The following is a 14,327-nucleotide window of genomic DNA, read 5'->3' on the forward strand; positions in this document are numbered from 1 at the left end:
GGGAGTGGCCCGGTGGCAGGACGTGGAGCCGACCGTAAGACCCGCCCCGGCGGGCCGGTGGCCGTGAAGCGTCAACCCGGCCCCGCTCAGGCGGATAAGACCGGGACCGTCCCACCGCAAGGCGGGACATACCGATCAGTCGCTACAGCGCACTGACAGGTAACGGCAGGATGCCTCCATGGGACAACAACATGTCGTGCTGTTTCACTCCGTCTACGGGCTGCGGCCGGCCGTGCTGACCGCCGCCGACCGGCTGCGCGCCGCCGGGCACACGGTCGTCACCCCCGACCTCTACGGCGCGCCGGCCGCGGCGACGGTGGAGGACGGCTTCGCCCTGCTTCGCAAGATCGGCCAGGAGGCCGTGCTGGACCGGGCCCGGGAGGCCCTGCGCGAGGCGCCGGCCGACGCGGTGCTGGCTGGCTTCTCGATGGGCGCGGGGGTGGCCGGCGCGATGCTCGCCGAGCGCCCCGACGCGGCGGCGTTGCTGCTGCTCTCCGGCGTCGGCGGCGAGCCGGAGTCGGTCCGGCCGGGCCTGCCGGTGCAGCTGCACCTGGGCGACCCGGACGACTACGACGCGGAGCCGGAGGTCGCGCAGTGGCGGCGGGCGATGACCGACGCCGGCGCGGAGCTGTCCGTCCACCGCTATCCCGGCGTCGGGCACCTCTACACCGACCCGCACCTGCCCGACCACGACGCGACGGCCGCCGAGCAGACCTGGGAGCGGGCCATCGCCTTCCTCGCCGACCGCTGACCGGACTCCGGCGGGGTGGGCCGCCGGCCCGCTGAGCCGCCCCGGGCCGGGCCGGAGCGGCCCGCCCAGCCGAGGCGGCCGGGCCGACGGGGCCGCTCAGCCGGGACGGCCGACGGGGTCGCCCAGCCGAGGTGGGCCGGGCCGCTCAGCCGGGCCGGGCCCTCAGCCGAGGCGGGCCAGGTCGTCGGCGGAGAGCCGGACCGCGCCGGCCGCCACGTTCTGCGCCAGGTGCTCCGGGTCGCCGGTGCCGGGGATGGCCAGCACGTGCCGCCCCCGGTGCAGCGTCCAGGCCAGGCGGACCTGGTGCGGGGTCACCCCGTGGGAGCGGGCCACCGCGCGCACCGTGTCGTCGTGCTCGCCGGTCGCGCCCGCCTCCCGCCCGGCGCCGGCGATCGCGAAGAACGGCACGAAGGCCACCCCGCGCTCGCCGCAGACCCGCAGCAGGTCGTCGGCCCACCGGTTCACGTCGAGGGCGTACGCGTTCTGCACGCAGACCACCGGCGCGACGGCCTGCGCCTCGTCCAGGTGGTCCACCCGCACGTTGGACAGGCCGAGGTGCCGGATCAGCCCGGCGTCACGCAGCTCGGCGAGGGCGGCGAAGCGCTCCGCCACCGAGTCCCGCCCCTCGCGCCGGACGATCCGCAGGTTGACCACGTCCAGGTGGTCCCGGCCGAGGCGGCGCAGGTTCTCCTCCACCTCCCGGCGCAGCTCGGCCGGGGTCAGCTCCCGGTGCCGGTTCGCCGCGTCGAACGACGGCCCGACCTTCGTGGTGATGACCAGGTCGTCCGGGTACGGCGCGAGCGCCTCCCGGATGAGTTCGGTGGCGTACCGGCGCGGGCCGGTGCCGACGCCGAGCGGCCCGCCCGGCGAGACGTAGAAGGCGGCGGTGTCGATGTGGTTGACGCCGAGCTCGACCGCCCGGCGCAGGACGCGGAGGGCGCGCGCCCGGTCCGGGTCGACGGTCAGCCGCATCGACCCGAAGCCCATCCGGTGCACGGTGCGGTCGCCGAGGGTCCAGGTGCCGGCGGCGGAGGCGGTGATCTCTTCGACAGGCATCAGGCGAAGCTAGCCAGGGGGACCCGGCCCGCGCACTCGGTCAGTCGCCCGATACCGCCCGGGGCCGGCATGGGCTTAATGTGGATCGTGGGGGAGAGAAGGCCCCTCCGTCACGCCGCCGCCGGCGCCCCGCCAGGCAGCCCCCACGCCGACCTCCCTTCGCGACGCTTCCGGAAGTCCGACCGTGCCGCCCCGGCCGACGGGGCGCGGTCGCGTTCGACGGGCGCGCCCGGGTCGGCCGTCCACCCGGAGAGGTTCACCACCCGTCCGGCCCCGGAACGTCCCGCCCGGTCCGTACCCGCGCGTGCGGGAGCCGGGCCCGACCCGGTCGGCCAGGGGGCGCCGGAGGTGGTGGCGGGGCCGGCGAGCGGCTGCCGGCCGACGGCGCGCGCACCAACCGGGCCGACGGGCACGGCGGAGGACGGGGCGGCCCCCGACGCGGTTACGGCCGCCGCGGCGAGCCGGCGGGCCGGTGCCACCGGATCCGAGGGCTGCCCGGCCCACCCGGCGATCGCGGCCCGCACCGCCCTCGGCAGCCGGGCGTACGCGACCTCGCGCAGCACCGGGTCGGCGACCGCGTACCTGCCGCTGGCGCGGCCGACCAGCAGGCCCGCGGCGGCGAGGGCGCGTAGCTCCGGCACCGCCCGGGCGGGCGACCAGCCGAGCAGGCGCCTCACCGCCGACGCGGTGACCCCCGCGCCGAGGGCCGCGACGCCGAGGGCCGCCACCGCCGTCAACGCCGCCCGCCGGACGTCGTCGAGGCGGTCCAGCCGGGCGTCCACCTCCCGGCGCACCGATTCGGGCACGGGCGGCAACGCGGTCGGCGCCATGTCGGTCGGCGCCACGTCGAGCGACGCCACGTACGCGGCGGCCCGGCCGGGGTTGCCCCCGACCAGCGGCAGCAGGCGCGCGGCCTCCGCCGCCGGCCGGTCGGCCCGGCGCAGCAGGTGACGCAGCAGCCGGCCGGTCTCCACCGGGCGCAGCGGCGGCACGTCCAGCCGGTGCCGGCGGTCCCGGGCCCCGGGCAGCACGTCCGCCCATTCGGGACGGTGCAGCACCACGACCGCCAGCGGCAGGGACCGGGCGGTGGCCGCCGCGAAGAGCCGGTGCAGGAAGCGGTTCAGCTCCCCGGTTGCCCGGTCGAGGTCGTCCACCGCCACCACCAGCGGCTCCCGGGCGGCGACCGACAGCAGCACCTCCCGCGCCACCTCGGCGCCCCGCGCGGCCTTGCGGGCGGCGTCCGGGCCCGCCAGGAGTCCTTCCAGCGCGGACACCGCCTCGGTCAGGCCGGCGGGCGGCACCAGGCCCGCGAGGGCGGCGGCGAGCCGACGGCGTACGACCGGAGGTGGGTCGTTCGCGCGGAGGCCGGCGGCCCCGCGCACCAGGTCGGCGACGGGCGCCAGGGCCTCCGGACAGGGCGGGCAGTGCGCGACGCACCAGCGCACCGGCACGTCGTCCACGGTCGGGACGGCGCGCCGCAGCTCGTGCAGCAGCCGGCTGCGCCCGCTGCCGGCGGGACCGACCAGCGACAGCCAGCGCGGGCTGCGGTCCCGCACGGCGCGGACGATCAGGTCCCGGGCGGTGGCCAGTTCCCGCCGTCGCCCGACCAGCGGGCCCTCGTGCGGGGCCGGGGCCGGCCGGGTGGCGCCGGTGGCGTGCCACACGTCCACCGGCAGCGCCTTGCCGGCGAGGGCCACCGGCGGCACGCGGCGCTGGTCGATCAGCCCCACGGTGGCCCGGTGGGTGGCCGCGCAGAGCGCCACGCCGCCCGGCGGTGCGTACTCCTGCAACCGGGCGGCGGTGCTGGTCACCGCGCCGCTGGCCGCGCCGTGCCCGCCGTCGTGTGTCGCGGCGAGGTCCACCAGCGCCTCGCCGGTGGCCACCCCGACCCGGACCCGCAGCCGCGGCGCGCCGGGCACGGGACGCCGGTCGAGGGCCCGCTGGATGTCCAGCGCCGCCCGCACCGCCCGGTACGCGTCGAACCCGTCGGACTCGCGCGCCCCGAACAGCGCCATGACCGCGTCGCCGACGTACTTCTCGACCACCCCGTGCCACCGGCGCAGCACCCCGGCGACGGTGGCGAAGTAGGCGCGCTGCAGGGCCCGTACGTCCTCGGGGTCGAGCCGGTCGACGAGCGCGGTCGACCCGACGATGTCGGCGAACAGCACGGTGACCGTGCGTCTCTCCTCCGGCACCGGCCAGCCTGCCGACGCGACACCTTGCGGACCGGCGACGATGGTGAGCATGGGCATCGCACCTGCCTTTCCCCCCGTTGCCTGCCGACGCCTCGGACACTGTCACCTGTGGGCCGACGGGGGATCTGCAGAACGACGTATGTCGGCCAGCCGCAACCTCTGGTCGCAATGTCGACGCGAGGAGTACCACAGGGGCAAAAGACCCGTAGAACGGTGCGTGGACGTGTGACTAGGCTGCGTGCCATGGCCAGCGATGTGGACGCCGCACCGCTCGTCGGCCGGGCCGACCTGGTGACGACGGTACGGTCCGCGCTGCTCGACGAGGTCGCGCAGGGGCACACCGCCGCCGTCTTCCTCACCGGCGAGAGCGGCGTGGGCAAGACCCGGCTGCTGCGCGAGGTGGGCGCCCGGCTGCGCGACGCGGGCGCCCTGGTGCTCACCGGCTCCTGTCTGGACATCGGCGACGCGTCGCCGCTGCACCCGCTGCTGCAGGCGTTGCGCCGCTTCGACGCCGAGCTGACCGGCTCCCACGCCCGGACGTCCTCGGCCGTCCGCGGCCTCCTGCAGATGTTCGCCGACGAGACCGCCGGCCCGGACGGCGCCGGGGCGCTGCTGGAGCGGGTCTCCCGGGGGCTGCACCTGATCGCCGAGGGGCGTCCGCTGGTGCTCGTGCTGGACGACCTCCAGTGGGTCGACCGCAGCACCCGCCAGTTGCTGCTCTATCTGCTCGCCGGCCTCGGCGACCTCCAGTTGTCCGTGCTCGCCGCGGTGCGGGCCGAGTCGTTGCAGGGCGCGCACCCGCTGCGCCGGGTGCTCACCGAGCTGCGTCGGCTGCGCTCGGTGCGGGTGCTCGACCTGGTCCCGTTGGACCGGGCCGGCACCGACCAGCTCGCCGCCGCCGTGGTCGGTCGACCGCTCGCCCCTGAGGCGGCGGAGCTGGTGTGGCGGCGCAGCGGCGGCAACCCGTTCGTGGTGGAGGAGCTGGCCCGCGACCTGCGCGACGGCCGGGACGGCCTCTCCGACACGCTGCGCGAGATCTTCCTGGCCCGGGTCGACGCGCTGCCCCAGCACGCGCACGCCGTGGTGCACGCGGTCGCGGCCGGCGTCGAGCCGGTGGAGCACTGGCTGCTGGCGCGGGTGACGCGGCTGCCCGAGGACGAGCTGATCGAGGCGGTCCGCGCGGCCGTCGCGCACCGGCTGCTGGTGGGCGCGGACGACGGCTACCGGCTGCGGCACCGGCTGGTCGCCGAGGTACTGGAGCACGAGCTGCTGCCCGCCGAGCGGGCCGCCCTGCACCGCCGCTACGCCGAGGCGCTCACCTCGGCTCCGGCGGAGCTGCACCAGGCCCGCCTGGCGTACCACTGGCGGCTGGCCGGTGAGCCGGCGCGGGCGCTGCCGGCGGCGACGGCGGCGGCCCGGGAGGCCGAGCGGCTGCACGGCTGGGCCGAGGCGCACCGGCACTGGTCGGTCGCGTTGCAGCTGGCCGGCTCGCCCGGCGTGGGTCCGCTGGACGTGGACCGGGTGACCCTGCTGGAGCGCGCCGCCGAGGCCGCCCACCACTGCGGCGAGCACGCCCGCGCGCTGACCCTGCTCGAGGAGTTGGCCGGCTCCGGCGCCGACCGGTCGACCTGTGCGCTGCACATCCGGCGGGCCCGCTACCTGGCCGCCGCCGGCCGGTCGGCGCTCGCCGAGGCGGAATACCGGCGGGCCCTGGAGGCCGCCGACTGCACGCCCCGGGAACGCGCCACCGCTGCCGCCCACCTGGCCGAGCTGCTGCTGCACCTCGGCCGGTACGCCGACGCCGGCCGGCGGGCCCGGGAGGCGCTGAAGCTGTCCGCCGCGGTCGAGGGCTCCACGTCGGAGGTCGTGCTGGCCAGCGCGGCCCTCGGGTTCTCCGAGGCGTACCTGGAGGACCCGGACGCCGGGCTGGCGGTGATGCGCCGGGCGCTGGAGACCGCCGAGCGCTCCGGCCGCCCCGAGGACGTGGCCTGCGCTTACCTGCACCTGGCCGAGCTGTTGACCGGGCCGCTGAACGTGCTGGAGGAGGGCGTCGTCGTCGCCCGCCGGGGTGCCGAGCGGGTGGCCGAGCTGGGCCTCGGCCGCACCTGGGAGACCCGGCTGCTGGCCATCGCCACCAACGGGCTGTTCCGCGTGGGCCAGTGGGCGGAGGCGGAGAAGGTCGTCGCGGCGGCGCTGCGGCACCGCCCCTCCGGCGCGGACGCGGTCGAGCTGCTGCTGGCCCGCTGCCGGCTGTCGGTGGGCTACGGCGACATCGCGGCCGCCGACCGCGACCTGGACGCCGTGTCCACGGTGCTCGCCGGCGGCGGGGCGCGGCACGTGATCCCGCTGCTCACGCTGCGGGCGGGGCTGGCCATGTGGCAGGGCCGGCACGACCTCGCCCGGCAGGCGGTGCAGCGCGGCCTGACCGAGAGCCGCTCCGACGACGTGGGCATCCTCGCCGCGCTGGTGTGGCACGGCCTGCGGGCCGAGGCGGAGGCGCACGCCAGCCGGACGATCGCGGTGGACGAGACCGCGGTGCGGCGGCTGCGGGAGGTGGCCGACCGGGTGGCCCGCAAGAGCGAGCACGCGGCCCGCCCGGTGCGCGACGTGGTCGACGGGTTCCTGGCGCTGTGCGCCGCCGAGGTGAGCCGCCTCGACGGCAGCGACCCGGAGCTGTGGGCCCGGTCCGTGGCGCAGTGGGACCGGCGCCACCACCCCTACCCGGCGGCCTACTCGCGGCTGCGTCAGGCCGAGGCGCTGCTGGCCCGGCGCAGCCGCAGCGCCACCGCGGGCAAGCTGCTGCGGCAGGCGTACCAGGTGGCGCAGGGGCTCGGCGCGGTGCCGCTGACCTCGGAGATCCGGACCCTCGCGGGCCGGGCCCGGGTGGCGCTGGAGGACCGGCCGGTCGCGGGCGAGCCGACCGCCGGCCCGGACGGCGACGAGTTGGCGGTGCTGACCGCGCGGGAGCGGGAGGTGCTCGCCGCCGTCGCCGAGGGGCTGACGAACCGGGAGATCGGCCAGCGGCTGTTCATCAGCGAGCGGACCATCGGCGTGCACGTCTCGCACATCTTCGACAAGCTCCAGGTCCGCACCCGGGTGCAGGCCAGCGCCATCTTCCTGCGTAACCGACCCGCCTGACGCGCGTACGGATACGTCGTTCTACTGATCCGGCCGACGGTTGTCGGCTGGCAGGCTGTGCAGCGTCGCCGACGGCACGGGGTGCCGGGAACCACTGTGGAGGAGAGATGACGGAACCGGTGTGGGGACCCGTGCATCGGGACGTCGTCGACCTGCTCGCCGACCACCCCGCCGACGTGCCGGCGGTGGTCGACCACCTCACCAAGCTCCAGGACCTGCTGGTCCGGCTGCCTCCGCTGGAGGCGAGCTGCCCGCTGGCCGACTTCAACAAGCTCTATCTGACGATCACCGAGAGCGTGCTGAACGGGCTCTACGACGACCGGTTCTCCGACCCCGTGTTCCTGTCGCGGCTCGACGTGGAGTTCGCCGCGCGCTACTTCGACGCGATGCGGCTGTGGACCGACTCCAGCCCGGGCACGCCGAAGGCCTGGACGTGCCTGTTCGAACGGATGCGCGGGCCGGACGCCCGCCCGCTGCCGTCGGCGGCCGCCGGGGTGAACGCGCACATCAACTTCGACCTGCCGTTCGCGCTGGTGACCACGTTCGACAGCCTGGAGTCGGAGCCGGTCGACGGCACCGAGCAGCATCGCGACTACCTCGAGATCAACAACATCTTCGCGGACAAGATCCCCGGCCTGCGGCGCGGCTACCTGGAGCGGTGGCAGCTGCTCATCGACATGCTCAACGGCGACATCGACGACTTGTACCAGGGGGAACTGGTCGAGTACACCCGCGACGTCGCCTGGCGCAACGCGCAGAAGATCTGGCGGTGCCGGCACGACCCGGCCGCCCACGAGTGTGAGCGCGCGCGGCTGGACGACACCGCCGCGGCGCTCGGCCGGCTGCTGCTCTCGCCCCTCGGGGCGTTCCTGCAGTAGCCGGGACGGGGGGTCCCCGCGCTCCGCACCGGCACACGGCGGAGCGCGGGGACGCGTCCGCGTCCGCGCCGCCGGTCGCCCCGCCCCGCGCGCACGGCCGGTCCGTCCCTGCCGCCCGCCCCTCACCAAAGCTGGTCGGGCCGGCAGCCCGGGGCGGCGTGCCGAACCGGGACGTCGAGATCGCGGTGCCCCGGCAGTGGCCCGTCCGGGCGTACGTGATCCGGCCGGCCCGGCCCGCCCGGGGGTGCCGGCCGGCCCGCCCGGGGTACGCCCGCTGGCCGGTGACCGACGGCCGGGGCCGGGTCCCCGGTCGGTCGGTGCGGAACGCCGTCCCACCCGCGGCGGAAGGGCGTTCCGGGTTCGCCGTTCCGGCGGGTGGCCGGCGGGGGACCGCCTACGGTCGGGTCAGGACGACCGAGGGGCGGGGACGGGGGATGGCTGACGAGCACGGGGCGGGGTCGCGGCGCACGCGCGGCCGCCACCCGCCGCGCGGCGGAACGGACGGGGAGTTGCGCGCCGCGCGCGATCCCACCCGCCCCGGCCGCCGCGCGGGTCGCCCGGTCGCCGTCCCGGAGGTCGTGGCCAGCCCCAGCCGGCCGGTGGCGCCGCCCAGTCCGCTGCGACGGTGGCTGTTGGTGCACCGGGTGCAGCCGGTGGGCCCCGAGTCGGCGGAGGGGCAGGCGCGCTCGCACGCCTGGTGGCAGGTCATGTGCCTGACCGGGGTGGACTACTTCTCCACCCTGTCGTACCTGCCGGGGATCGCGGCGGTCGCGGCCGGGGCGCTCTCCCCGCTGGCCACCCTGCTGATCGTCGCGCTGACGCTGCTCGGCATGCTGCCGATGTACCGGCGGGTGGCCCGGGAGAGCCCGCACGGGCAGGGCTCGGTGGCGATGCTGGAACGGCTGCTGCCGTTCTGGCGGGGCAAGGTCTTCGTGCTGGTCCTGCTCGGCTTCGTGGCCACCTCCTGGATCATCACGATCACCCTCTCGTCGGCCGACGCCACGGTGCACCTGCTGGAGAACCCGCTGCTGCCCGAGGGCGTCGGCGGAACGGCGGTCGCCGTCGGCGTCACCGTCGTGCTGCTGCTGGTCCTCGGCGGCGTCTTCCTGCTCGGCTTCCGGGAGGCGGTGGCGGTGGCCATCCCGCTGGTCGCCGTCTTCCTGGCGCTGAACGCGGTGGTGGTCGCGGTCTCGGTGGCCGAGATCGCGGCGGACCGGGGGACGATCGCGGGCTGGACCTCGGCGCTGAGCGCGGGCCGGGGCCCCGGCGAGGTGGCGGCCACAGCCGTGCTGGCCTTCCCGCTGCTGGTGCTCGGGCTCTCCGGTTTCGAGACCGGGGTCAGCATGATGCCGCTGGTGGCCGGGGACGGGCCGGACGGCGCGGCCCGGTTGGCCGCGCGGATCCGCAACACCCGCAGGATGCTCGCCACCGCCGCCCTCGTCATGTCGGTCTACCTGGTCTCGACCTCGCTCGTGACCACGGTCCTGATCCCTCCCGGCGAGTTCGGGCCGGGTGGGGCCGCCAACGGCCGGGCGCTGGCGTACCTCGCCCACGAGCACGTCGGCGAGGTCTTCGGCACCGTCTACGACGTCAGCAGCGCGCTCATCCTCTGGTTCGCCGGCGCCTCCGCGATGGCCGGCCTGATCAACATCGTGCCCCGTTACCTGCCCACCTACGGCATGGCGCCGGAGTGGGCCCGCGCGGTGCGGCCGGTCGTGATCGTCTACACGCTGGTCAGCATCGCGATCACCGTGGTGTTCCGGGCCGACGTCAACGACCAGGCCGGGGCGTACGCCACCGGGATCCTCGCCATGATGGTCTCCGCCGCCGTGGCGGTCACCATCTCCGCGGCCCGCCGCCGGGAGCGCGTCGCCGCCGTCGGCTTCGCCGTGCTCACCCTGGTCCTGCTGTACGCCCTGGCCGAGAACGCCATCGCCAAGCCGGACGGCATCACCATCTCGGTCCTGTTCATCGTCGGCATCGTCGCGGTCTCGCTGGTCTCGCGGGTGAGCCGGACCACCGAACTGCGTACGGAGCGGATCGAGTTCGACGAGCCGGCCCGCCGGTTCGTCGCCGACTCGCTGTCGCACGACGGCCGGCTGCACCTCATCGCCCACAAGCGGGCCCGGGGCGCGGTGAAGGAGTACACGATCAAGGAGCGGGCGCAGCGGGCGATGAACCCGGTCCCCGGCGAGGGCGACATCCTGTTCCTGGAGATCGACGTGGTCGACCCGTCCGAGTTCAGCCAGGTGCTGCGGGTCCACGGCGTGGAGGTCGGGGGCTTCCGGGTGCTGCGGGCCAGCAGCCCGGCGGCGCCGAACGCCATCGCGGCGATCCTCCTGGCGCTGCGCGACGCCACCGGCGTCCGCCCGCACGCCCACTTCGAGTGGTCCGAGGGGAACCCCCTGGCTCACCTGCTGCGCTACCTCATCCTCGGTCGAGGCGACACCCCGCCGGTGGTCCGGGAGATCCTCCGCAAGTCCGAGCCGGACCCGGCCCGTCGGCCGGGCATCCACGTCGGCGGCTGACCCCGGTACCCCGCGCCGGCCTCGGGCCGAACGGCCGTTCTCGGCCCCTTCAAGATGAACGGTACGTTTATTCATCTTCGACTGACTTGCCCGAGTTTCGCTCGTATCGTGGCCTTCGGTGGCTGTCGGGATGTCGGTCACCCCGCGCCCGGTTCGGGCCGGTCGTTGTCATGCAGCGAGAGGCAGGGGAAGCCTGATGTCGACGTATCAAGGGAACCGGCGAGCGGCGCCAACCAGGCGGCGGTCCCGGTGGTTCTTAGCCGGTGGGCTCGTGGCGGGCACCCTGGTGGCCGGGGTGGCGGGCGGCGTCGCGGTGGCCGCGGGAGCCCTGCCCGTCGCGCCGGACACGCCGTCCCTGGTGCTGCGCGGCGACGACTCCGGCGCGGAGCACCGCGACGACCGCCGCGAGCAGGGCCGCGCCGCCCTCGGCGGGCAGCCCTCCGGCGACCCCGCCGGGCAGCCCTCCGGGGGTGCCGCCGGGGAGCCCTCCGGCGACCGGTCGGGCGACTCCGCCGGGGAGCACCGGGGCGGGGAGGAGGGCCGGGACGGACACCCGGACCCGGGGCCCGGGGCCGGGCGCCGCGCGGAGGTCGCGGTGCCGTGCGACTCGACGAAGCTCATCGCCGCGCTGGTCCGGGCCAACGCCGAGGGCGGCGCCCACCTGCGGCTCGCGCCGAAGTGCACGTACGAGCTGACGCACGCCTTCCAGCAGCCCGACGACTACGACGGCGGGATCCGGGACGCCCGGGAGACGGCCGACAGCGCGGAGAACCCGGGTGACGCCGAGGCCCCGCCGCGCAACCCGCAGCACGACAGGGCGGGGCTGCCGGTCATCTACCACCCGATCACGATCCGGGGCGAGGGCGCCACGATCGAGCGGGACGTGCACGCCGAGGCGTTCCGGTTCTTCACCGTCCGCGACGGCGGGGAACTGACCCTGTCCGACGTCGTGCTGCGCAACGGCCTCTCCGCCGCCGAGGGCGGCAGCATCCACGTCGTGCACGGCGCGTCGGCCGTGGTCGAGCGCACCGCCGTCGTCGGCAGCACCTCCCTCTCCGCCGAGGGCGGCGGTGGCGGGATCTTCAACGACGGCAACATGGTGGTCGTCGACAGCACGTTCGTCGACAACCACGCCGCCGGCAAGGCGGGCAAGGGCGGGGGCCTGCTCAACGGCGGCGTGCTGACCCTGCGCACGTCGGACTTCCGGAACAACACCGCCGTGGCGTACGGCGGCGGCCTCGGCAACTACCGCGGGGCCGCCGAGGTGCAGAAGAGCACCTTCGCGCACAACAACGCGGCGCAGGGCGGCGGCATCGCCAGCTTCTCGGCCCGCACCAGGGTGGCCGACAGCAAGGTGCTCGGCAACACCGCCCAGACCGGTGGGGGCATCGCCAACTCGGACGCCCTGATCTTCCTGCGCGGCCTGGAGGTGCGCGACAACACCGCCACCGGCAACGGCGGCGGCATCTCGACCTCCCAGGGCCTGCTTCCGCTCGACGACAGCGTCGTCGCCGGCAACACCGCCCGGGGTGCCGGCGGCGGGATCTACGCCGCGAAGTCCAACCTGCTGATCCGGCACAGCGAGGTCGACCGGAACCACGCCGTCGGCGCCGCGTCGACGGGCGGCGGGGTGTTCGCGACCCAGGGTCAGGTCTCCCTCTACCGCAGCCGGGTGAGCGACAACACCGCCACGGGGAAGCCGGGCGGTCTCTTCGCCGACAAGGCCCGGGTCAGGGTCGACGACGAGACCGACATCGTCGACAACGAGCCCACCAACTGCGAGGGCAGCCGGGTGCCGGTGGCCAACTGCTTCCGCTGACCGGCCGCCCCGAGGGGCGCAGCCGGCCCCGCTCCCGACGATCGTGACGATCCTCGGCGGCGCGGGCCGGGTGCGCCCCTCGTCGCGTGCCCGCCGTCCGGACGGCGCCCCTCCGTCCGCCGCCCCGGCCGAGCCCGCCTGCGCGAACTCGGCCGCTGGCGGCCCTCCGGCGCGGGTTCGGTCCCGTCAACCTGACAGCCCATCCTCCTAGGACGCCTTAGGGGATGTGCGGCGGACGGGCGGCGTGGCTGCCCCTCGGAGTCCCGCCCGTCGCCCACCCCGGTGACGTTCCTCGGCTGGTCCGCGCACGTCGTCGCTGCCGCGCCCGCGCCGCCGGCGGTTATCACGTTGACGAGTGCTCCGCGCCGTCACTAGGGTCTGCGTCGTGTCCAGCCCCGAGGCGTCCAGACGCCAGCCACCGGTGTCCGGTGGCTGGCCTTCGTTGACGTCGCACTAGGCGCTGTCGGAACCGGACAGCGTCCCTCGGGCGTCCCCGCCACCGATCGCCGTCGTATCGGCTCTCCCAGGTGCCACCTGCGCGCGTCACCACCGTCGTGCCGCGTCCGCGCAGCCGGGAGACCCTCGCGCGGTGGTCTCCGTGCGCCCGGCTGGACGGTTGTCCCGTGCGCCGCCCGGCCGTGGTCCGCCGTGACCCACCCGCGTCCTCTTCATCCATCCACGACGCGGAATGTGGTGTGTCATGCCGTTCGCCATCTACCTGCTCGGACTGGCGGTCTTCGCCCAGGGAACGTCTGAGTTCATGCTGTCCGGCCTGGTGCCGGACATCGCCCGGGACCTGCACGTGCCCGTCCCGGCCGCCGGGGCGCTGACGTCGGCCTTCGCGGTAGGAATGATCATCGGAGCGCCGCTGACGGCGGTCCTCAGCCTGCGGTGGCCCAGACGTCGGGCGCTGCTGGTCTTCCTGGCCGCCGTCGTCGTCGTACACGTCGTCGGGGCGGTCACCGACAGCTTCGGCGTGCTGCTGGCCACCCGGGTCGTCGGAGCGCTGGCATACGCCGGGTTCCTCGCGGTGGGCCTGGCCACGGCGGCCGACCTGGCCGGACCCGGGGCCAAGGGCCGGGCCGCCTCCGTGCTGCTCGGGGGTCTCACCCTCTCCTGCGTCGCGGGGGTGCCGGCCGGGGCGTTCCTCGGCCAGCTGTGGGGATGGCGCTCGGCGTTCTGGGCGGTGGCCGTCGTCTCGCTGCCCGCCGTCGTGGCCATCCGGCGCGCGGTCCCGGCCATGCCACCGGACGCGGCCGTACCGAGCGCCCGGCACGAGCTTCGGGCGCTGCGCCGTCCCCGCCTGCTCGTGAGCCTGCTCCTGGGCGCCCTGGTGAACGGGGCGACCTTCTGCACCTTCACCTACCTGGCGCCGCTGATCACCGACGTCAGCGGTTACGACCGGAGGTGGGTGCCGGTCCTGCTGGCCCTCTTCGGCCTGGGGTCGTTCGTCGGTGTGACGGTCGGCGGTCGCGTGTCGGACTCACAGCCCATGCGGGTCCTGGTGCCCGGTGGGGTGGCCCTGCTCGTCGGCTGGCTGCTGTTCGCGGCCACCGCAGCCAGCGCGCCCGCCGCGTTCCTGCTCGTCTTCGTCCAGGGGGCGCTCTCGTTCGCGGTCGGATCCACGCTGATCACCCGGGCGTTGTACGCGGCCGTCGACGCGCCGTCCCTCGGCGGCTCCTTCGCGACCGCTGCCCTGAACGTGGGCGCGGCCGTCGGCCCCCTGCTGGGCGGGGCAGCCATCGGCGCGGGGCTCGGCTACCGGTCCCCGCTGTGGGTCAGCGCGCTGCTGGTGGCACTGGCGTTCGTCGCCGCCGTACTCACCTGGACGGTGTGGCGGGATGCCGGGACGGAGTTGCCCACGCGGATGGTCGCTTCCTAGCCCGCGTCGCGGTCTCCCGGCACCGCACGAGGCCGTCCACGGCTCCCGGCTCGCGCCACCCGCCAGGCGCGGGCCGGGAG

Annotated in this window: 8 protein-coding genes; 6 read left to right on the forward strand and 2 right to left on the reverse strand. The window is 75.8% G+C overall.

What is annotated here, in order from left to right; genetic code table 11:
• The first annotated feature begins 178 nt into the window (after nucleotides 1-178).
• A complete protein-coding gene (locus AB0G14_RS25100) occupies nucleotides 179-751 on the forward strand; it encodes a dienelactone hydrolase family protein (RefSeq protein WP_357701300.1) in 573 nt (190 codons plus the stop codon).
• A 162-nt stretch (nucleotides 752-913) separates the two neighbouring features.
• On the opposite strand, the gene AB0G14_RS25105 is transcribed toward AB0G14_RS25100, so the two are convergent.
• Both AB0G14_RS25105 and AB0G14_RS25110 read right to left on the reverse strand, forming a co-directional pair.
• Nucleotides 914-1,807, reverse strand: coding sequence for an aldo/keto reductase (locus tag AB0G14_RS25105; protein WP_357701302.1), 894 nt, complete (start codon nucleotides 1,805-1,807; stop codon nucleotides 914-916).
• Nucleotides 1,808-1,917: 110 nt separating this feature from the next.
• Nucleotides 1,918-4,059 carry an adenylate/guanylate cyclase domain-containing protein gene (locus AB0G14_RS25110; protein WP_357701304.1) on the reverse strand — a complete coding sequence of 714 codons (2,142 nt, stop codon included), beginning with the start codon at nucleotides 4,057-4,059 and terminating at the stop codon, nucleotides 1,918-1,920.
• A 186-nt stretch (nucleotides 4,060-4,245) separates the two neighbouring features.
• Between AB0G14_RS25110 and AB0G14_RS25115 the strand changes: the two genes are divergently transcribed.
• From AB0G14_RS25115 to AB0G14_RS25135, 5 genes are all read left to right on the forward strand, one after another.
• Nucleotides 4,246-7,140 (forward strand): AAA family ATPase, encoded by a 2,895-nt coding sequence (locus AB0G14_RS25115; RefSeq protein WP_357701306.1) that lies wholly within the window; start codon nucleotides 4,246-4,248, stop codon nucleotides 7,138-7,140.
• A 107-nt stretch (nucleotides 7,141-7,247) separates the two neighbouring features.
• Nucleotides 7,248-8,018: a DUF5995 family protein gene (locus AB0G14_RS25120; RefSeq protein WP_357701308.1), complete on the forward strand. Its 771-nt coding sequence runs from the start codon at nucleotides 7,248-7,250 to the stop codon at nucleotides 8,016-8,018.
• Between the two features lie 434 nt (nucleotides 8,019-8,452).
• Entirely contained in the window at nucleotides 8,453-10,546 is a 2,094-nt protein-coding gene (locus AB0G14_RS25125) for an amino acid transporter (protein WP_357701310.1), read from the forward strand.
• 196 nt (nucleotides 10,547-10,742) lie between these two features.
• Nucleotides 10,743-12,365: a right-handed parallel beta-helix repeat-containing protein gene (locus tag AB0G14_RS25130; RefSeq protein WP_357701312.1), complete on the forward strand. Its 1,623-nt coding sequence runs from the start codon at nucleotides 10,743-10,745 to the stop codon at nucleotides 12,363-12,365.
• Nucleotides 12,366-13,065: 700 nt separating this feature from the next.
• Nucleotides 13,066-14,247 (forward strand): Cmx/CmrA family chloramphenicol efflux MFS transporter, encoded by a 1,182-nt coding sequence (locus AB0G14_RS25135; RefSeq protein ID WP_357701314.1) that lies wholly within the window; start codon nucleotides 13,066-13,068, stop codon nucleotides 14,245-14,247.
• Nucleotides 14,248-14,327: the final 80 nt, after the last annotated feature.

Origin of the sequence: Micromonospora sp. NPDC023814 (assembly GCF_040639595.1) — a bacterium.
Lineage (GTDB): Bacteria > Actinomycetota > Actinomycetes > Mycobacteriales > Micromonosporaceae > Micromonospora.